The organism is Flavitalea flava (assembly GCF_054461575.1).
This window is the reverse complement of record NZ_JBTLQH010000032.1, coordinates 18,366-39,246: the sequence shown is the minus strand read 5'-3', so window position 1 is coordinate 39,246 and position 20,881 is coordinate 18,366. Positions and strand designations below refer to the sequence as shown.

Below are 20,881 nucleotides of genomic sequence, written 5' to 3'. Positions count from 1 at the left end.
CTATAATTGAACGTTCGGCCTGCCAATATTCTTATGCGATCACTTCTTCAATTATCTTGCCTCCCACATCAGTCAGCCGAAAAGGCCTCCCCTGAAAAGGAAAAGTGAATTTTGTGTGATCGAAGCCCAATTGATTTAAGATGGTAGCCTGAATATCGAAAGCGGTAGTTTTACCGCTAATGGCGCTATAACCGATCTCGTCGGTCTCGCCATAACTAACTCCTCTTTTGATCCCTCCGCCCGCCATCCAAATCGTAAACGCATCTACATGGTGATCCCTGCCTTTAAAAGGGTTTTGTTTGCCATCCCTGTTCTCCATCATCGGAGTCCGGCCAAACTCTCCGCCCCAAACGACAAGGGTTTCTTCCAGTAATCCCCGTTGTTTGAGATCCAGCAACAGGGCTGTCTTGGCCCGGTCTACCTCTTTACATTTGGTGATCAGCCCCATATCGACTGAAGTGGAGGGATCGGTCCCATGACTATCCCAGCCCCAATCAAACAACTGCACGAAACGAACTCCCTTTTCGACCAGTTTTCTGGCGAGCAAAACATTATTGGCGAAACAGGCTCTGCCCGGTTTAGTACCATACATTTCATGAATATAAGCCGGCTCGTCATTAATATTCATGACCTCCGGTACGGAGGTCTGCATTCGGTAAGCCAGCTCATATTGGGAGATCCTGGATAAAATTTCCGGGTCCTGATATTCGTTATATTCCCGTTGATTGACCTCGTTGATCGCATCGATAGCAGCTTTCCGGATATCCCTTTCCATTCCATCGGGATCCTTTATGAATAACACAGGATCTCCTTCGCTGCGGCACTGAACCCCCTGGTAAACGGAAGGCAGAAAGCCGCTGCCCCATACGCTTTTGCCGGCATCGGGGAAATGGCCTCCGGAGGTAAGTACTACAAACCCCGGCAGGTCCTGGTTTTCCGTTCCCAATCCATAAGTGGCCCATGAACCGATACTGGGTCTGCCCAATCTGCCCGATCCGGTATGCATCATCAGTTGGGCAGGGGCATGGTTAAATTGATCCGTCGTGACCGCTTTAAGAAAACTAACTTCATCGGCAACTTTTGCAAAATGAGGAAGATAATCACTCACCCAGGCCCCGCTCTGTCCCCTTTGTGCAAAGTTGGCCTGAGGGCCCAGCATTTTCGGGACTCCGCGGATAAAAGCAAAACGTTTGCCTTTCAACAATGATTCGGGACAATCCTGACCGTTGAGCTTTTGCAGATCGGGCTTAAAATCGAACAGTTCCAGCTGAGAAGGAGCACCGGCCATATGGAGATAAATCACACTCTTTGCCTTGCCAGGGAACATCGGTGGTTTTGGAGCCAGGGGATTGGCAGCATCGAAAATAATTTCATTTCCTCCGCCTCCGCCGGTACCACAACCCGGTAAAAGTGATCCTAAAACAAGACCACCCAGCCCCATTGCACTCTCTTTCAGGAAATGTCTGCGGGTCAGATGATTTATAGCTCTTGTGTTAGCCTCCTTTACCAGTCGTTGGTCATGTATTTCTTTTCGGGTCATGCTGAATAAGATTAATGTTCAATTCATCCGGTCAGGAAACAAGGTTAGTTTTAATTTTTCGTGATTACTTCATCCAGGTTTAATAATGCCCCTGCCACTACCACACAGGCCGCCGTTTCCGGGTTAGCATGGACGCCAGGCTCTCCAACGACTTCACAGGCCAGTTCGGGCTTTTGGGAGTAGGCGGCATACGCTTTATCATACAACTTTTTCAATATGACCAGGTTTGCTGGTTCAATCGGCCGGAAGGTTAACAATTCATACCCTTTAGCAATCATTTTATCTTTATCTCCGGGTCTGCTTGTTTTGTCGCCAGAAGTCATGTCCGCATATGCCTCCATCATCCGGAAGGCCAGGTGCCTGGATGCCTCAATATAAACAGAATCATTGAGGGTTACCAGGGCCTGAAGCGGGGTATTGGTGCGTATGCGCCTTGCCGTGCACACTTCCCGGGAAGCACCGTCAAAAGTGATCATGGAAGGATAAGGGGCCGTACGTTTCCAGTACGTATAGATCGCCCTTCTGTACTGGTTCTGACCAACACTGGTTTTCCAGGTATTGCTGTTATAGGGGGAAAGCCAGATCCCCTCCGGCTGCCAGGGCATTACGGGAGGGCCGTACATGTCGGCGCTCAGCAGGCCACTGGCGGTCAATGCCTGGTCCCGCACTTCCTCTGCTGAAAGTCTGACCCTTGGGCCTCTTGCATATAATTTGTTATAAGGATCTTTTTCACGCAAGGTTTCAGTGAACTTCGAATCCTGCCGGTAGGTGGCTGACATGACCATTTCCTTCAAACATTTTTTTATGCTCCACCCTTCCTCATGCATGAGCTTCCAGGAAAGACAGTCCAATAATTCCCGATGCGTAGGCGCCGCTCCCTGTGTACCCATGTCTTCCAATGTTTCCACAAGGCCCGACCCAAAAAGCTGTTCCCAGAGACGGTTGATCAAGGTCCTTGCCACCAGAGGATTACGTTTGTCGGTTAACCAGGCAGCCAGCCCCAACCGGTTACGCGGTGCATCTGCCGGAAAAGGATTCAGGGAATGTGGTACGTCCGGCAGAACGGTTTTCCCTTTTACCAGCCAGTTACCTCTGACGAAGACATTCGAAACCCGGTGCATATCCTTCGGATTATCCATCATAACCGGTATCCCGGCCCGGTCTTTTCTTAATAGCTCCCACCAGGTCTTTTCCAGGGCGGCATACCCGGGACGACCCCTGCCCGGCAGGCTTTTTCCAAAATGGAGCCAGTCGAACAACAAACCGTTATCCGTAAGATTCCGCATAAGGGGATTACTATAGGCAAGGTAGAGGTCATGCGGGCCGCTTGCCGGTGGCAAACTGATCGAACTAATCTCCCAGCCCTTACTAGTTGTATCTATTGAAATCTTTTTCAGGACCGGTCCGTCAAGACTGTCCAGATGGATGGTCAGACTACCACCCTTTCTATGAGCTTCGTAACGGAAAATCAATTCATCCCTGTTAGTCAGGTCAACCTGCTGTAATCTCGCGGAGCTGTGATTCCGGAAAACCAGGTATTTAGTGTCCTGCAGGGCGCTGTTCACGTATTGGTCCGCCCGCAAGCTATTGACGGAAGGCTGCCAGGTCTTCAGGAACAGCACCTGCTGCGCCGCTTCTGTCGCTGTGCCGTTCAATTTCACCCATTCCGACACGCTTTGCAGCTTCGCGCTGTCTGAAAAGCTGAATTCCCGAAGCAGCGGATAATCGTCATAAGTATCTTCGTCGCGGGTATCATTGAAAAAAGCCATGAAACTATAATAATCCTCATGCTTGAAAGGATCGTAGGGATGACTGTGACATTGCACACAGGCAAAAGTGGTTCCCATAATGGCCTGCCAGGTAGTATTCACCCGGTCGAGCACTGCCGCGGTACGAAACTCTTCATTGTCCGTACCGCCTTCGCTGTTGGTCATGGAATTCCTGTGGAAACCCGTTGCTATGAATTGATCATCGTTCTTAACGGGTAAAAGATCGCCTGCCATTTGTTCTGTCAGGAACCGGTCATACGACATGTCGCCGTTGAAAGCCCGGATGAGCCAATCCCGGTAATGCCAGATCCCTTTTCGTTCTCCATCCGCCTCGTATCCCTGGCTATCCGCATAGCGGGCAAGGTCCAGCCACATGGCGGCCCATTTTTCACCAAAATGGGGAGAAGCCAGCAGGGAATCCACCAGCCGTTCATAAGTCTTTTCATCAGGGGCTTGTAAGAAGGCCTTCGCCAGGGAAGGCGTGGGCGGCAGACCAACCAGGTCGAAGCTAACCCTTCTGAGGAGCGTTGCTTTATCGGCTTCCACAGAAGGCGTAAGTTTGTTTTCCTGCAGCTCTTTGAGTATAAAATAATCAATATCGTTCTTTACCCATTCAGGTTTGGCTTTGTAATTCCATCCGAAGAAACTGTGACCGGGCTTTGGGATTTCCACTTCTTTTACAGGAACATATGCCCAATGATCCCCCCAGACCGCGCCTTCTTTGATCCACTGGCGAAGGATATCGATATCCTTTTTTGCCAGCGGCTCCTGTTTGTAGGGCATCCTATCTTCCGGATCTTTTAAGGTAAGCCGGCGCATGATCTCACTATGTTCGGGATCATGGGGAATAATAGCCGGTTTCCCCGACTTGTTCACGGCAAGGGCCTCAGAACGGAATAACAGGCTGAAATCGCCCAAACGCTTCACTCCTCCATGACAGACGATACAATTTTTATTGAGAATAGGTTTAACCTGGGTATTAAAATCTATCCTGCCGGGCGTGACAGCAAAATAAAAAAGGAGGGCAGAAAGAATAACAATACCGGTAACCAGTATACTAATTTTATTTCTCCTTAACCTGCTGATAGCCATATTTTCCATAAAGCAAACCTTTGTAAATTCCCCAAATGGGAGACAACAAATCTAATCTACTACTTTTTTATGGGGTTTTATCAGATAATGCCTCATTAATACTCACACAAACGTTTGCATAAAAACGGGCGGACGCAGTCAATGAATTATCCCTACCTTGATCCGGCAAAAAACCTGCCGACCAGGAAATAAACGTTATTGCCCCTTTATGAAAATCGATCTTTATCATTCCGTATGTCTGATTACCCGCCATCACCTATTTGTTGTATCCTTTTTTTTCGCTGCACTGCATTCCCCCGGCAGGATTATTGCGCAAAACGACCATACCCTCCATACCGTCCTGCACGATCATTTAACTAATCATGTTGCTATAGGGAAACATTCCCGGGAAAACCAGGCAGCAAGCCCAGCCGATGAAGTCGATCCTCTGATCGGAACGGACAAATCCAGCCATCGGACCGTATGGGAATCCAACGGGGCTACATTCCCCGGCGTCCTGTTACCCTTTGGCATGGTCCAGATCACTCCGGATTCTTATCATTATAAGGATACGCATATCGGTGGATTCAGTTTCCTGAACCATCACAGTGGCTGGAGCTCGGGGGGTAATTTCCTGATCATGCCCTTTACCGGACCGGAAAAAAAATCTTCTTCCTTTTTGCATAGCCGGGAACAAAGCCATCCCTGGCAATATGATGTGGACCTTCCTGATTTTGACATTCACAGCTCATTTACGGCAACCGTCCATGCGGGGTTCGGAAGATTTGTTTTTCCCGCATCCGGCCAGTCCCATATTCTTATATCCGATGTATCGGAGGTGAAGATTATTTCAGATAGTATTTTAACCGGCCAAAGTCATGGAATCTGGTTCATTGCCCATACGAGCAAACCCTTCCATATACAACATTCGGGTAAGGAAGGGGACTCATCGGATAGTAATTCATCGGAGAGTAATTCATCGGAGATCCGTCTGGATTTTACGACCAGGGCCGGGGAAATCATCGATCTCCGGATCGGCTTTTCGCTGACTTCTATCGCTGGGGCTGCGAAAAATTTGCTGGTAGAAATACCTGATCATGATTTCGAAAAGATAAGCCGGGAAAACAAGCAGATATGGAACCGTCGCCTGCGCAGCATAGAAATAAAAGGAGGAGATGCCCAACGACGCAGGGTATTTTATACCGCCCTTTATCATTCTTCTTTTATGCCCGCGATCCTTTCCGATGCCGGAGAAATCCCCAGGCGTTATTCGCCAACTTATCCCTGGGACACTTATCGCAGCGAGCATCCACTGATCGCTCTTCTCGATCCTTTGGCGGAAGGCGAGATGATAGCCTCCACCCTCGATACCTATGACCAGACAGGATGGCTTCCGACGGGCAATATGCTGGGCAATCATAATGTCGAATTAATCCTCGATGCGTATAATAAGGGGATCCGGAATTTTGACGTCGTCAAAGCCCGGCAGGCCATCCGCAAAAGTTTGTTGGATTCGCCTTATGCCCGAAGGGATATGTCGTCTTATAACAGGCTCGGGTATGTGCCGGCATATGTCGTCAACAGTGTTTCCCAGACCCTGGAATTTTCCTACAACGATTGGGCAGGCGCTAATTTTCTGAAGACTGCAGGTGAGACTCCTGAAGAAGACATTGATGTTGAAACACTTTTGCGCCGTTCCTATAACTACCGGCACCTATACGATGCTGCATCGGGTTTTATGCGGGCGAGGAACGTGGACGGAAGCCAGGCAAGCGGTGGTTATTGCGAGGGCACGGAATGGACCTATTCCTGGTATGTTCCCCATGATGTAAATGGGCTTGTCAACCTCATGGGGGGAAAAGAGGCTTTTTCCAAAAAACTTTCGGAGTGCATGGAAAAGGGCTATTATGTCCACGATAATGAACCTCCTTTTCATTATGCTTATCTGTTCGACTTTGTAAACCAGCCTTGGAAAACCCAGCAATGGGTCCGTCATATTTGTGAGGCCTCCTATTCTGCCGATCCCGGCGGTCTTCCCGGCAATGATGATCTGGGCGCCCTTTCCAGTTGGTTTGTACTCAGCGCGATGGGTATTTATCCTGTCACACCGGGTCGTCCTGTATATGAGATAGGAAGCCCGCTGTTCAATGAATGTGTTGTTCATCTGCCCAATGGAAAAGATTTCAGGATCCAGGCTCCTTCAAATTCATCCGCCAATAAATATATTCAATATGCCACCCTGAACGGCCAGCCTTACCTGCGGCCCTGGTTATCCCATATGGATATCCTTGCCGGTGGGACATTGGTCCTCCATATGGGGCCGGAACCAAATAAGAAATGGGGAGCCGCTGTTGAAGATGCGCCACCTTCCCAGACAACCGGGCACCCGGATTTTACAGTAAGTCCTCCCCTGCTATCTTCTCCGACGGCTGAGGCCGGAGAAGTGGTGGAATGGTCTTGCAAAGTCAGTAACACCGGACTGGCTGCAGGAAGCCGGCATCTGGCGATATTTGTCGACGGCAAATATTATGCTGACGCAAAGGTCCTGGTGAATGCGCAAGATACGCAGCATGTCATCCTCCCCATCGTTCTTTATTACGCGGGTTCGCATGTTATTACGATCGGAAAAGAAAAGTCTCCACGAAAGCTTTTTGTAAAAGCAAAAGAACCGGCATTTGTCTATCGGGATCTTTCGGTACCACTGCCCTCAGTCTTTTATCGTAAAGACTGCTTTACCGTTAGCGCAAAAATAAAAAATACCGGGAGCCGCAAGGCCCGGACCTCTGCGATTCTTTACCTCAATCATAAACCCTTCCGGACAAAAACAACCACCCTTGAGCCGGGGCAGGAAAAAGAAGTTAGCTTCCCTATTTCCGGAAATGATTGTACGCCAGTTTCTGAGATCGCCATCGGCGATCTTTCCCCTTCAACAGTCCGTATCCTGGAGCCGGGAATGCTGCCCTCTGCGGATACTACGCTGTTACACAGACTGGGAGCGGTAATGGTCCTGAATTTTGATCAGGGGCCCGCGCAGCAGGTAACAGATATTTCCGGTGAGGGCAATAATGGAAAGGTACACGGTAAGGTCAAATGGGTTGAGGGTTTGTTCGGGAAAGCCATTCAGACCAATGCTATGCAAGGCAGTTATATCGAGATCCCTTCCGGCAAAGAATTGGATTCATTGGGGCATAACGAAACGATGACTATGATGGCCTGGATCTACCCCATGGAAGAGGAGAACTTTTCTGATATACTCTGCAAAGGCGACTGGAATTCGCTTCAACTAAAAGGAAGCAATACTTTTATTAACTTTTACAGCAACGGATGGGAAGGTCATGAGGCCTTTTCACCTGTACCCTCCGGGTGGAACCGTCACTGGCATCATATCGCCGGCGTAACCCGTCAGGCTTTCGAGGAATTGTATATTGACGGGCGATTGGTTGGGGTCAAAAAGATGGAACCCCGTGATCCGAAAGGGGAAACTGGTGCTGGTGATTATTCCGGCAGTCATTTATGGAATATTGGCCGGAACGGGTCCGATCCAACCAGGGTTTTTAAAGGATATATCGACGATGTTATGCTTTTCCGGAAGGCATTGACCGTGGAGGAGATAAACAAGGTGATGATGCATGCGCCTTACTAACATTTCAATTAGTTATCAGGTGTTGCTTACCTTTGGGTCCGGAATTTTATTTTATTACATAATCTATTAAAAGGAGGATTTGCCATTTTTGTATTAAATTGTCCCATCATTATTAAGACTACTTCTCCATTTAACAAACACTACTATTATGTTCCAATTTGCTTGTCCATCCTTTAAAAAGACAATTTTTGTTTCGGCCATCGGCCTCCTTGCAGGGGTCCAGCAGGCGAACGCCCAGGCTGATTCTGCAGATGCCCATGAATTGACAGAAATTTATACGCCAGTTCCACCTATAGTGACTCCCGGAACTACTTTTGCCGACGCTCCATCCGACGCCATTATTCTTTTTGATGGCAAGAACCAGGATGAATGGTTAGGGAAAGATGGAACAGCTCCTTCCGACTGGATCATTTCCAAAGGAGCCCTGACGGTCAATAAAAAAGCCGGCGGCATTCAGACCAAACGTTCTTTTACCAATTATCAGTTGCATATCGAATGGAAGGTGCCAACCAATATCACCGGCGAAGGACAGGCCAGAGGCAATAGCGGGGTTTTCCTGGCTTCTACAGGTCCCGGCGACGAAGGATATGAATTACAGGTACTGGATTGTTACAACAATAAAACTTATGTGAATGGTCAGACAGCCGCAATTTACAAACAAGGCATCCCATTAGCCAACGCCTGTAAAAAACCAGGAGAGTGGCAAGCCTATGATGTGATCTGGACTGCCCCAACCTTCAATACGGATGGCAGCCTGGCCACGCCCGCTCATGTGACAGCCTTTCATAACGGAGTGCTGGTACAGAACAATTTTGAATTAAAAGGTGTGACCCGTTATCGCGGAAAACCTTATTATAAAGCACATGGCGCCACTGCCATCAAATTACAGGCACATGGTGACAAAAGCGAACCGATCAGCTTCAAGAATATCTGGATCCGGCCGCTTTAAAATAAATCAATGGTTATGAACCGTCAGCAAAGCCTGCCGCCGCTGAATAGCGTCGATGGCCTTGATATAGGTCTGTAGTTTGTTACGGTGCGAGGCCACATCGGGCGTATCTACCGGTTTGCCGAAATTATCCATCAGGAAAGATTCGTCCCCGCCGAATTTTGTCTGGGCTACACCATGACAACCCTGGCAGCCGCCCATCGTATAGCCGTGTCCCTGATAAAGGGAATTGGCTTTTCCGTCGAAGGGTGTCAGGATGCCGCTCCCATGAAAGTCAGCCAGCGTAGGGTCCGACTCGATCACATAATTGGCCATAAAATAACTGAAGGTCGTCGAGTCATTCGTTAGCGTCGTTTGCACGCCTACCAGGCGATAATTCTGCCATACGGAGTTGGCGTTTCTTTTGGCCAACTCCCTGTGAACGTATTCAGTGGATGAATCCGCCACTTCGGGTACAGGGTGCAGCCTCGGATAATTCACCACCAATGGACCCTCATTCTTATTGGTATCTATCTCCACATAACCCATATGATGTTTCTCCACATTTATGTGCTCCCAGGTGGCAAAGACAAAATTGGGATAGTTCAGCGTCTTATGAATAATATGGATACCTATTAATGCATATTGCTCATTGCTGTAATATACTTTATCATTGGGGCCCTTGCTGTAGGTTATCACCATGCGGGTAAAAAATGTAGACGCATCTTCTCCCGCTGCCAGCTTCCGCCAGGCTGTCTTCACCTCTATCGAACCCGTCTGCCCCGGAATATGGATAATTTGTGCTCCATGGTGGATCACCGCAGGCCGTTTACCACATGGGAGACAAATTACATTTTTCTCCTTCGGGCAATTACAGGGCGCACCATTAATGCCGGGATAGTAGGATGAATCCTGCGTGATATTGTCGGCCGTATTTTTGGTCGCAGCTGTTATCAGGACTTTTTTGGGATAGTTGTTATAGATATATTCATACTCGTCCCTGTTCACCTTGGCCTGGAACAATACCAGGTTGTCCCTATTGAAGGTATCTACCCTTCCATAGAGATAACAGGAGCCGATCTCATTGTTCTCATCCAGATTGTCCCAGAGATCCAGATAGCCGCCTTTACCGGGTGCCAGCGAGGGCTGGGCTTTAAAGCTATAATGCGGAGGAGCATCGAAAGGTAACATATTGTCATTATAGGGTCTCAGCTCCGATCGGTGCGCAAAGGTCTCCCATACTACAAGATCGGGAGCTTTCTGTGTCGAACTGGAATAATTCCAGATCGTATCCGGATTGTCCCGTTTGTGATCCTTGCTAAAAGATGACCTCCAGTTCAAGGCCAGGAACTCATTCCAGGCAAAAGACACCTTCTGTTCGTCGTTAGCCTGGAAAACCAGATCATCAGGCGGCTTGGGTTGAAATTGGATATCGAATGTATAGGAATGTGACACTTTCACGGAATCTCCGACCGCCTTCACCTCCGTTACTTTTGTGCCAGGTCCCTGGTTGCAGTTGGTGTATAGGATTGCGGCCAGGAAAAGAGAAGCGGAGACAATGATAATCTTTTTCATTGGATAAATGTTTTAGGTTTTATACATTACTGTTACAGGCACGTTATAACACAACGGTTACAGGCACGTTAAAACACGACGGCTGCAGACAGACCGGACCGGGACGACCGGACATATTGTCTTTGAGGGATAATACCTTTAAAAAGAATGAGGTGGAATGGAAGAAGAATAATTCCTGTGCATGGAACGAACGAATACAGGCTAACCAAAACTAGTAAAGGTTTCTATGAAAAGCAAAAATATTTTACAGGGCTGGTTGACCAACCAAAAAAAGTTGCCAATCCCCTTTCATTGTTGCCAATGCCCTTTCATTTCGAAAACCCGACCTCACATTGTAAAGCCTCCAGCGCTCCCGACAGGTAGACCAACGGAGCATTCCAGTTAATGGCGATCTCATTGGAGGCATAGGCCCCGCCTTTGTCCAGGTAGGCCGTTTCGGGTTCAATCAGATCGTATTTTTCATGATCCTGTCTGCCAGGATTGGGTCCGCCTACGAGTAGTCCGGGCACCGGAGGTTCGATACCATCCGCCATGGAGGGCCGGTGGTGAGGATGCCAGGGGGAGTAAGTGCCCATTCCCGTTACAAAACAAAAGCCGGTAGCATTCCTGCCTGAAAGATAGTCCAGGTTAGCCAGTGCGTTATCTATGTATTTTTTATCCCGGGTCAGCAACCAGGCATTGATCAGCAGCATTCCCTGGTTGGCCGCTACCGCATTGCTGCCCCAAACGAAATCATGTGCAGACTGCCCCATTGGTGTATGGAAGGCATTACCGGCAATCTGTGAAAGAAAACCATCCGCAATTTGGAGCAGGCGTTTCCGCAAGATCTGCAGGAAGAATTGGTCCTTTTCAGAATTTTTTGTTTGGCCTTTGTCATCCAGGATACGATGATAACGCAGCAGGGTATACGCCCCCATCATCTCTACATTACCCCAGGATGGCAGGTTCATCCTATCCCCACTTCTTTCCTCCAGTACCTTTTCATACTCCTGCTCTACCCTTTTATTGTTTTTATTGTTTCCTGTTTCTGATTTCATTTTTCCAAGTCGTTTTGCATTGACCCATAGTTCCGCAGCAGCCCAAAATCGTTCATCCTTAAAGACCCGGTCGCCATAGGCGCCGGTGGATATGGGAGGAGTGAATTGGCTGTTCAATTCCTGTTGATCATATATTGTCCCGGGATTCTTTTCTGCCCATAACCAGGCCGACCTGGCAGCCCGCATACAAGAATCAGCCAATCCGGGCAGCTGGAGTCTGAACTTTTCCAGAATACGCCCTGACTGTGCCATGACGGCCGCAAAATCCAGGGTACCGGCCGTTCCTTTTTGGACAACATATCTCGGAGCCTTTGTTAACCCGGGCATCACCATACCATCAAAAGCGGCATTGGTACATTTATGATATACACCGCCATCTGCCGGATCCTGCATGGTAAGCATCCACCTCAGGTTATACAAGGATTCATTCAACAGGTCAGGAATCCCGGAACCAATCGGTGGAATATAGGTGTGCAACGTATCGAAGTAAGCCGGAAAATCTTCATAAGCGTCCAGAAGGGTGCCCATGGTAATCCCTGAATTCACTATATATTTATTGTAATCCCCCGCATCATACCATCCACCCGGAGACGAAATAATCGTTCCTGCGGGTCGTTGAACAGAAGCAGCGGATGAATGCACCAGCACTTCCGTATCCGGATGTCCTGCCGGTCTGCTCCATTGTCCGGCATAAACGGCATCCAGCGGCATTGCGGATCGTTGATAATAGAATGCTTTTAAAGAAGCCGCTGCCATTTGACCAGACACCTTTTTGCCGATCCGGAACAGATAGGATTCACCTATCCCTGGAACAACAACCCTATAGGTCCCTTCCCGGGTCAACCCATTAAAATCTGCCGAGCGTGTGAATAAGGAGGAGTTGGTCGATTTGGTGAGTGGACCTAAGATTCCTGTAAAGGCAGTATCTCTTTTGTTTTCAGAAAGGATATAAAACAAAGATGCACCGGACCGGTGAGCGGAATCGCTGATCACAACAGCCATTTTTGGTGCATGCGGGTAATAACCCAGTTGATTGATCCGGATAAGATTCTCGTGTGGAAGTTCAACGATCCAACCCAATAAAAGGGTGGAGAATAACATTCCCCCCAGGACCCATTTAAACACCATACTTTTTTTCATGACATCCTTTTTTCCAGGGTAAAGATTATTTTTTATCCGCTACCAGGTAAACAGCGCTGCGAGCCGGCACGGATATGTTGATGGTCCCGGAAAGAGTTGCCGAATATGCTTTAAGATCGCCATAGTTCAAAGGGCCACCCGTCGCCGTAGAAGGGCCGGTACCATTGACGAATACCTGTCCGGAGAACTCCCCGTTATCCGTACCACCTGTCAGCACGTACCAATAGTATTTACTTCCAGCCGGGAAATGTTGAAAATTGACGGCCACGATATGATTGGTCAATCCCGAATTGATGATCACCGTTCCTGCCTGCCCCGAAGTATAGGTGGAGGAATAACTGACCAGGTCGTTGTTGACGGCGTGGATAGTATCGCCGACCATTCTGTCCCCGAAAAACCGTTGAAAATAATACAGATAATAAAAGGCAGGCCGGGGGTTCCAGGCCGGGGCTCCGGGTTCATCACCCGAATTGAACATCCCCTGATCATCTCCGTTCCCCCATCCGTTAGCCAGATCCCAACGGCTGGCTTCTCCAAACTGGTTCTTTATGATCGCCCCTATTGTTTTGGCCGCATGAAGGCCCGCGATATTGGATACATTCTGTTTGGATCCCACAGCCTGGATATTCCATTCTGTTAAGGCAATCGGTTTACCGGCCACACCGGAAGACGACAATTGCTGCTGCACATATTTCATGGCGGCTGCCGGAATGGTGGTAGCCGTATTTAGAATATCCGCAGCGCTAGAATTGGCATTATAGGCTGTAAAATAATCATGAACGATAAAAAAATCAGCCGTATTCGCTGCCTGGGTCAGCACGCCCTGGTTCCAGGTGAGTAAAGCAGGATATGCACCCTGATAAGGGGTTGCATCGATCAGGGTAGCGCCGATATAAATAGTGGCGCCGGTTTCTTTTGCTGCCGCCCGCATGGAATCCGCGAATACCTTTACATGTTTCCCGTACAGATCCCCGGTGATGATCGCCGGCTGTCCGTCCTTATTCTGGCTTACATCGATCTGATAACCCGCTTCCCAGTTACCATAGGTCTCATTGCCAATTTCCCAGAACTTTGTCCTTCCCTGATCGTAACGTACCCAATCTGCCGCTAAATGCGCCGCTGCGGCTACCGGATCCGCACTGGTTCCGTACCTGGCATACCCATAGTTCACGGTAATAATCCCCTTGCTGTTTGTTTGGGATAAAAGGCTATAATAATTGGTGAGGGCCAGGGTCCAGCTCCCGGTATTTCCGCCAAACCAATACCCGCCGGGTGAAGCAACGCCGGACGAATTCAGTAAATTGGCCGGCGCATCGGCGGGGGCGGCCGTCGTTGCATTCCAGAAATAAATATCACTCGCGCTCCCCGCCGGGGCACGGATGATATTCGGCGAAAGGTCTTTGATATAACCCATCAGGGCCGGTTGGGTAACGATCTGGCCCATCCACAGATTTGAGTTATTCCCATACATATATTTTTGCACCTTGGTGATCACCTTATTTACATTGATGGTGAGCGTATCGGTGGCCGCTCCGGCCGGAACGGTTCCTGAAATAACAGGAGGAGGGGAAAAGGATTTATCCTGCCAATCGTCCTGAAAAAAACCGATGGAGGATGCCAGGGGCGGATCAACCGGGTTATACAAGGAGTCCGTACCCGGAGGATTTGGAGTACCATTGCCATTGTTATTTGTTCCGGAAGAACTGGTCTTTGAGCAATCGATGCCTGAAATCAGGATTACCGACAAAAAAAATCCGGTGCTAAAAAAAGTTTTCATACTATTCAATATTTACCCTGCACTATTCCGATGCAACGATAGCCTGCTTGCTACCGTTGCATCTTCCTAGTGTATCTGCTAAACTGAAACTGCCGTTTTAAAAAAAGGGAACCACTGTTCCCTAAGGGAATGCTGCCCCTTATCTGATCTTCACCACCCGTATGTTGTCGATCCCGAATGCAAATGAGTCTCCGGGTATCGTAGTGGTTCCGTCATTGGAATACATGATAAAAAATAATCCGCCGCCGCCCAGCAATTTTGAAAAACCGGAAGGGCCGGCACCTTTCGGTGTATAGGCATTGGTTGATTTGTTCGAAGAATTCAAGGCCACTTCGAGAAATTGAGAAAGCGGTATCGTTACGGTTATCCAGCCATTGGAAGAGAATTTACCGCCTGTCGCTTTTTTCCAGGGAGCAAATTCGGCCAGATAGGACCAGTCGGGAAAGGAAGTGCCTACCCAGATAGAGCCCGCCGTCCAATTCTTTACGTTTGCCTCGAACTTCATGGCATAATTACCAATGGGATCGCTGGTATTATCTACCCAGGTACCTGTGTTGGTGATGATGGAATTCGCATCCTGCCACCAGGAATTATCACCGGGTGGTTTATTGCCCGCCGGATTGATCTCCACACAATTTCCCGTTCCTCCCGGAAATACCGTAGGATCGGTCACAATTTTGCCGACCCATTGTTGTTGTGACCATCCATAATAAGGATTGTCTGCAGGAGGAGACCATATATCGCTGGTCCCGCCGTCAAAATTGGCGATAACGCCCTTTCCGGGAGACAACCAGTTATCGAAGATAAATGGTGAAGCTCCTGTTCCGAAAGCGCCATATACCCGCAAGGTATCCCCTGCCGTTATTCCCGCCGGAACAGTTACGGAAATCAGCGTTGGACTGATGACGGTATAATCACTCGCAGCAATCCCGCCGGGGAATTCCACTTTGCTGATCCCGTAGAAACTACTCCCGCCGATAAAGAGAGTGGAACCTGCCTGGGCATTTTCATTGGAGACAGCCACTATGATCGGAGGAGTCAATATCAGCTGGAAATCAAAATCAGCCATCCCATGATTGGTTACCACCCGTATGGTATTGGAAACTTTATCCAGCGGCGGTGCGGTAGGCGAATTGGAAGGGATGGTAATGATGATATTTGTACTAGTCGTCAATGCAACCGTGAAAGGAGCATCAAACTCATTAAAATAGACATGCTGCAACCCATCGAAATTCGATCCCTGAATAACGATCAGGGTGCCCGGATAGGTTTTTACAAAAAAACTGTCCCGCGCAGTGGAATCTACTGCCCTTACATGAGTTATAACCGGTTTGCCGGAATTGCCACTTTTCTGGCAGGAGACCTGTATGATCCCGGCTGCTACCAGCAGGATCAGTATGGTTCTTTTGGTGATATGAAAAGCAATCTTATTCATACTTATTCTTTTATTTTTTGAAGCTCAATTGTTGTTTGAAGCTCAATAATTAGGGAGTTTGCTAAAATCGAACGGAACCGTGGGTGACAGCAGGTTGGGAGCTGCGATCAGCTCGGCCTCCGGCCACGGCAAATAAACCGTAGCATCGGTGATCGGGTATGTACTCCCCGTATAAATCGCCGTGTATTGGCGGGGGCTTTCCGTTCCGGTATTGTAAGTTACCGTATAATGTCCCCTGTCCTGGCTGCTGAAATAGTTCTTCGCTTTATCTGGTGCGAAATAATACCATCTTACCCAATCGTACCAGGACAGCCCTTCAAAGGCAAATTCAATTTTCTTCTCCTGGAAAATTTTATCGAATGTTATCTCGGTCACCGGTGGAATACCTGCCCTGCTCCTGACTGCATTAAAATACTGAAGCGCCGTTGCGTCCGATGTAGTAGTAGCATTACCCAGTATGGCCTCCGCATAGATCAGATATACCTCCGCCAAACGAAGCATATACGTATTCTCATAGGCTGCCATGGTCGTCCCCCCTCCATTATCTGCGGGTGAACCGATCACATATTTTTTTATATAGGCATGATCATTACCGCCACCGAAAGCGCTGGTGGGAATCATGGTTCCTCCGCCACCGGAACCATCCGGAGCTTTAGTCCCATTCAATTCCGGGTAAGAATCCCCGGGCAGCATGAAGGTCGCCTTCCTGCGTACAGAATCCTCCGGATGTGCCAGGTAATATTGTAAAAGGCTGGCGGATGCGCCAAATGCCGCACCCCAGCCATCACTGGTTTGGGTAATACTGGAAGTGAAGGCAACATAGGCCTGGAAAGTATTATTCACACCCCAGGTTGCCCGGGAAGGCATCCATAAGAGGGAAAAAAGCGCTTCGGGGTTTGGCGTACTGAAAGCCGTACTATTATAAGAATGCGTGAACAAATCATAATAACTGGGCACCAGGGATCCACCGCTGTTGGTAATCACATCTCCTGCAAAATATTTCGCGCTGTCCAGGTCAGATTGGCTACGGCTGCCTTCGCTCATTCCTACTCCTGAACGATACAGATAGGCCTTGGCCAGCATACCTTCGGCAGCCCATTTGGTGACCCTTCCCTGCTGATAAGGGACCGCAGGAAGATTGGCCGCCGCATAGGCAAAATCCCGTATGATCAATCCCCAGACGCTGGCCACATCGTTTCTTCGAATGCTTGTATCCGTCAATTGTTTGATGTTATCATAAATAATCGGAACAGGTCCCCAGTTACTGACTATATAAGAATAGGCGACCGCGCGCATAAAACGGCATTCAGCGACGCCCATTCTTTTGCCGGCCATGGTTGCCGTCGATTTGGCATTCACGATATTCGAAATGATGATATTGCTTTGCGCCACAATTTTCCAGAATGCGCCATAACCTGAAGGCAGGATATCATCGGTTTTTGGAACAGCGAATTTTACATAACCCAGCCTGTCTGCATCGTCGCAATTCAGGTTGCCGCCATGCGCCTCCCCGAAACTCAGATAGGCTTTATCGTTATAGTCGAACCAGACGATATTATATAAGGGGGCGGTACCCGCCATTACTTCTGCGTCGGTCGCATAAAAATTACCGGAGGTTATCGCATCCTGCGGGGGTTTGTTCAGAAAATCCTTATTGCAACTTTGAGTACTTATCAAGGTTGCTATGATTATAAAATAGTTAATGATCAGTTTCATAATTAGCTTTTTAAAACATTAAAAATCAGCAACCAGGTTAAAGGAATACATTCTCGTATTGGGATACCGCCCATTGTCGATACCATTCAGCACCGTAGGATTGGCATTGTTCCAATAATTAAAAGGACCTATTTCCGGATCGAAGCCGGTGTATTTGGTTATGGTCAGCAGGTTCTGCGCGTTTACCGAGACACGGAGACCTTTCATGGCGATCTTCGATACCCAGGCAGACGGGAAGTTATAACTCAGCGAAATGTTCTTTACTCTGACATAGGTACCTTTTTCAATATCCCATTGTTTGATACGATTATTCCCATTGGCCGAACTGGTATATACCCGGGGAACATTGGTTTTGGGATTCAGTAAGGTGGCAGTAAGCGCATCGGCCGCATTATAACTGCTGGGACGGGCAAAATCAATCACCGAAGCATAATAATTATTAAATGCCCCCTTGCTGCCCGGCATCGTATTCAGATAACGCTGCAGGTTGAGAATATCGTTACCTACCGAACCGAGGATAAAAATGTTCATTTCAAAACCTTTGTACGAAAAGGCATTGTTAAAACCAAAGTTGTATTTCGGCCAGGGATTACCCAGAATAACCCGGTCCTTTTGATCGATTACATTATCCGGTTTCCCATTAGCACCGGATACATCCCTGAATTTGATATCTCCAACCCAGGAGCCCGTACCGGGGTCAACCGTCACTGCCGCATTGGTTGTCTGATTGGCATGCCCGGTGATATCCTGGTAATTCTGGAATAAACCGTCGGCAATATAACCGGTGATCATCCCTACCGGCTGTCCTACTTCGGTCAGAAATTCGGCCTGGCTGTTATTGGAATTCGTGCCGTACACGACATTAAGCGGTCTTAACAGGCTGGTCACTTTATTTCTATCCAGGGAAAAATTCAGCCCTGTCTTCCAGGTGAAATCTTTATTGGTGATATTTACCGTGTTGATGGTAATACCGAACCCCTTATTCTCCATGGCCCCGATATTGGTCACCGGCCAGGCAAGACCACCCTGTTGGGTACCGCCACCGAAATAGCCTGGATAAATAGTAGAAGCCAATAATTTGGTGGATTTTTTTAAATAGACATCACCGACCACTTCAAGGCGGCTCTTGAACATATGCAGATCAAAGCCGACATTAGTCGTTTTATCTGCCTCCCATTGGAGATCCGCATTCTGATAATTAGTTGGGATCTGGGCTGCCCCGAAAACGGAAGGAATGGAGGCCAGTACGGCGTATTGGGCATTGGAACTTACCCCTGAATTTCCAGAAAGTCCATATTCCACCCTTAACTTTAATTCATCCAGGTTATTAACTCCTTTCATAAATTCCTCTTCCGATATTTTCCAGGCCGCAGATACGGAAGGAAAACTACCCCATCGTCTGGCAGCTCCGAAAACAGATGAACCGTCATACCGGTAAACTCCCTGAAGAATATACCGGTCATTAAATATATAATTTACCCGGGCGAAATAGGATTCCTTGGATCCGCCGCCTTTCGAACTGTTCGTGATCAGGTTCTTGTCCTGGGCGGCAAAATTGAGGGTATGGAATGAATTGTCGATGAAACCATCTCCCTGTCCGAACAATCCTTCATATCCCCATGCCTGCGCTTCATGTGCGGCCATCACCGAAATACTATGCTGGTTGATACGGGTATCGTATTGCAGCCTGGAGTTGACTCCCCACCAGTAATTATTACCTGAATTCTGTGAAGCAAAGTTGTTATTATTGATATTCCCGCCGAAGGTATAGGTAGGGTTATAAATATAACTGTTAGTTATTCCGTAACTGCCGTTGAACTCATTACGAAAAACAAGACCCTTTATAAAGGTAATATCGATATAAGCCCCTCCGAGAGCGCCGACACCCCTGTTATAATTGGTATTGATCTGTGCAAGGGCAATGGGATTGATAAAATTGCTGGCATAAGGAGCACCGATCGGCGGCCCTCCCCAGGAGCCATCGGGGGTTTTGATATCGATAGCAGGGCTGTTATCGATGGCTGTATTGATCAATGAGTTATTGGATACCACGATCTTTTCTTTGGTGGTATTAAAACTAAGATTGGTCCCTATCTTCAGCCATTTGCGGGTGTTATTGTCCAGGTTCAGCCGGACTGAGGCTCTGGAAAAACCAGATCCCTGGGCGATTCCATCCTGGTTAAAATATTCACCTGACAAATAAAAGGTAGTCTTTTCATTACCGCCGCTCAGGGAAAGGGTATGTTTTTGCAACAAGGTCCGCCGGAAAAGCGCAGACTGCCAGTCGGATCCGTTACCTAATAAAGTGGGATCGGCATACTCAGCCTGAGAATTGGAGCCGCCGGCTTTTTGCAGTTCATTTCTGAAAACGCCATATTGTTTCAGCTTCATGACAGGGGCGAATTTCGGCAGGTCCTGCATGCTCCATAATGTATTCAGTGATATTTTTGAATCCCCTGCCTTACCCCGTTTGGTGGTGATAACGATTACCCCGTTCCCTCCTGCAGATCCGTAGATCCCAACAGCAGCGGGTCCCTGTAATACGTTCATTGATTCAATATCGTCGGGATTGATCCCGGACAGGGCATTGCCGTATTTTGCCGGTGGGTTATAGGTGCCTGCAGCACCGCCACCGGGGTCGGAAGGTTGGATCTGGATCCCGTCGATCACATATAAAGGCTGGTTGGAGGAACTTATGGAGTTAACCCCGCGGATCATCACACTGGGAGCACCCCCCGGCTGCGCATTACTGGAGGCGACGAAAACATTGGCTGCTCTTCCCTGCAAGGCCTGGTCAAAAGTAGCATTAACGGTTTTGGAAATGTCTGCCGCAGTTACCGTGACCTGGGAACTGCTCAGATCCGTCTTTTTCATCTTTCCATAACCAATGATGACCACATCTTCCATTTTGCTGTAGTCTTCCGTCAGCGTAATCCCTGTTGTTTTGAGGCTACCTGCCTTGATGGTTTTTGACAGGAAACCGATACTGGAAAATACCAGTTCCTCTTCCGGAGAGGCCATGATCGTAAACTCCCCTTTTTCATTGGTAACGACCGAATTCCTGGTGCCCTTAATGGTGATCGAAGCACCGATGACAGGCAATCCGTTCACCTTGGAAAATACCTTGCCGGAAACTGGCCGGGTTTGCGCATTTGTTCGCTGTGCATAGCCGGGCATCTGTGTAATAAACGAAAAAAGGAAAGCCCATAAAAAGACCTTCCATTTTCTAATAGTTTGAATTTTTCCCATG

At 48.3% G+C, this 20,881-nt stretch carries 10 protein-coding genes; 2 read left to right on the top strand and 8 right to left on the bottom strand.

The features are described from left to right. Nucleotides 1-31 precede the first annotated feature (31 nt). Both ACX0G9_RS22945 and ACX0G9_RS22940 read right to left on the bottom strand, forming a co-directional pair. A complete protein-coding gene (locus ACX0G9_RS22945; RefSeq protein WP_459067304.1) occupies nt 32-1,540 on the bottom strand; it encodes a DUF1501 domain-containing protein in 1,509 nt (502 codons plus the stop codon). Between the two features lie 50 nt (nt 1,541-1,590). Further along, nucleotides 1,591-4,410, bottom strand: coding sequence for a DUF1553 domain-containing protein (locus ACX0G9_RS22940; protein ID WP_459067303.1), 2,820 nt, complete (start codon nt 4,408-4,410; stop codon nt 1,591-1,593). Between the two features lie 199 nt (nt 4,411-4,609). On the opposite strand from ACX0G9_RS22940, the gene ACX0G9_RS22935 reads away from it, so the two are divergent. Further along, on the top strand, nt 4,610-8,023 hold the full coding sequence (locus tag ACX0G9_RS22935) for a GH92 family glycosyl hydrolase (protein WP_459067302.1): 3,414 nt from the start codon (nt 4,610-4,612) through the stop codon (nt 8,021-8,023). Between the two features lie 148 nt (nt 8,024-8,171). After that, nucleotides 8,172-8,972, top strand: a complete 801-nt coding sequence (locus ACX0G9_RS22930) for a 3-keto-disaccharide hydrolase (RefSeq protein ID WP_459067301.1) — start codon at nt 8,172-8,174, stop codon at nt 8,970-8,972. Nucleotides 8,973-8,978: 6 nt separating this feature from the next. On the opposite strand, the gene ACX0G9_RS22925 is transcribed toward ACX0G9_RS22930, so the two are convergent. The 6 genes from ACX0G9_RS22925 to ACX0G9_RS22900 form a co-directional block, all read right to left on the bottom strand. Beyond that, nucleotides 8,979-10,526 (bottom strand): hypothetical protein, encoded by a 1,548-nt coding sequence (locus tag ACX0G9_RS22925; RefSeq protein ID WP_459067300.1) that lies wholly within the window; start codon nt 10,524-10,526, stop codon nt 8,979-8,981. A gap of 308 nt (nt 10,527-10,834) precedes the next feature. Next, the gene (locus ACX0G9_RS22920) at nt 10,835-12,703 is read right to left on the bottom strand and encodes a glycoside hydrolase family 9 protein (protein WP_459067299.1); all 1,869 of its coding nucleotides are present in this window, start codon (nt 12,701-12,703) and stop codon (nt 10,835-10,837) included. Between the two features lie 25 nt (nt 12,704-12,728). Beyond that, complete coding sequence (locus ACX0G9_RS22915; RefSeq protein WP_459067298.1) at nt 12,729-14,480, bottom strand: alpha-L-arabinofuranosidase; 1,752 nt, start codon at nt 14,478-14,480, stop codon at nt 12,729-12,731. Nucleotides 14,481-14,619: 139 nt separating this feature from the next. Beyond that, on the bottom strand, nt 14,620-15,915 hold the full coding sequence (locus ACX0G9_RS22910) for a glycan-binding surface protein (protein WP_459067297.1): 1,296 nt from the start codon (nt 15,913-15,915) through the stop codon (nt 14,620-14,622). A 42-nt stretch (nt 15,916-15,957) separates the two neighbouring features. Next, the gene (locus tag ACX0G9_RS22905; protein WP_459067296.1) at nt 15,958-17,631 is read right to left on the bottom strand and encodes a RagB/SusD family nutrient uptake outer membrane protein; all 1,674 of its coding nucleotides are present in this window, start codon (nt 17,629-17,631) and stop codon (nt 15,958-15,960) included. Between the two features lie 18 nt (nt 17,632-17,649). After that, nucleotides 17,650-20,880 carry a SusC/RagA family TonB-linked outer membrane protein gene (locus ACX0G9_RS22900; protein WP_459067295.1) on the bottom strand — a complete coding sequence of 1,077 codons (3,231 nt, stop codon included), beginning with the start codon at nt 20,878-20,880 and terminating at the stop codon, nt 17,650-17,652. Between the last annotated feature and the right edge of the window lies 1 nt (nt 20,881).

Excerpts from the sequence above, each read along its gene's own strand:
- ACX0G9_RS22945 (WP_459067304.1), bottom strand. The coding sequence starts at position 1,540 with ATGACCCGAAAAGAAATACATGACCAACGACTGGTAAAGGAGGCTAAC.
- ACX0G9_RS22940 (WP_459067303.1), bottom strand. The coding sequence starts at position 4,410 with ATGGAAAATATGGCTATCAGCAGGTTAAGGAGAAATAAAATTAGTATA.
- ACX0G9_RS22935 (WP_459067302.1), top strand. The coding sequence starts at position 4,610 with ATGAAAATCGATCTTTATCATTCCGTATGTCTGATTACCCGCCATCAC.
- ACX0G9_RS22930 (WP_459067301.1), top strand. The coding sequence starts at position 8,172 with ATGTTCCAATTTGCTTGTCCATCCTTTAAAAAGACAATTTTTGTTTCG.
- ACX0G9_RS22925 (WP_459067300.1), bottom strand. The coding sequence starts at position 10,526 with ATGAAAAAGATTATCATTGTCTCCGCTTCTCTTTTCCTGGCCGCAATC.
- ACX0G9_RS22920 (WP_459067299.1), bottom strand. The coding sequence starts at position 12,703 with ATGAAAAAAAGTATGGTGTTTAAATGGGTCCTGGGGGGAATGTTATTC.
- ACX0G9_RS22915 (WP_459067298.1), bottom strand. The coding sequence starts at position 14,480 with ATGAAAACTTTTTTTAGCACCGGATTTTTTTTGTCGGTAATCCTGATT.
- ACX0G9_RS22910 (WP_459067297.1), bottom strand. The coding sequence starts at position 15,915 with ATGAATAAGATTGCTTTTCATATCACCAAAAGAACCATACTGATCCTG.
- ACX0G9_RS22905 (WP_459067296.1), bottom strand. The coding sequence starts at position 17,631 with ATGAAACTGATCATTAACTATTTTATAATCATAGCAACCTTGATAAGT.
- ACX0G9_RS22900 (WP_459067295.1), bottom strand. The coding sequence starts at position 20,880 with ATGGGAAAAATTCAAACTATTAGAAAATGGAAGGTCTTTTTATGGGCT.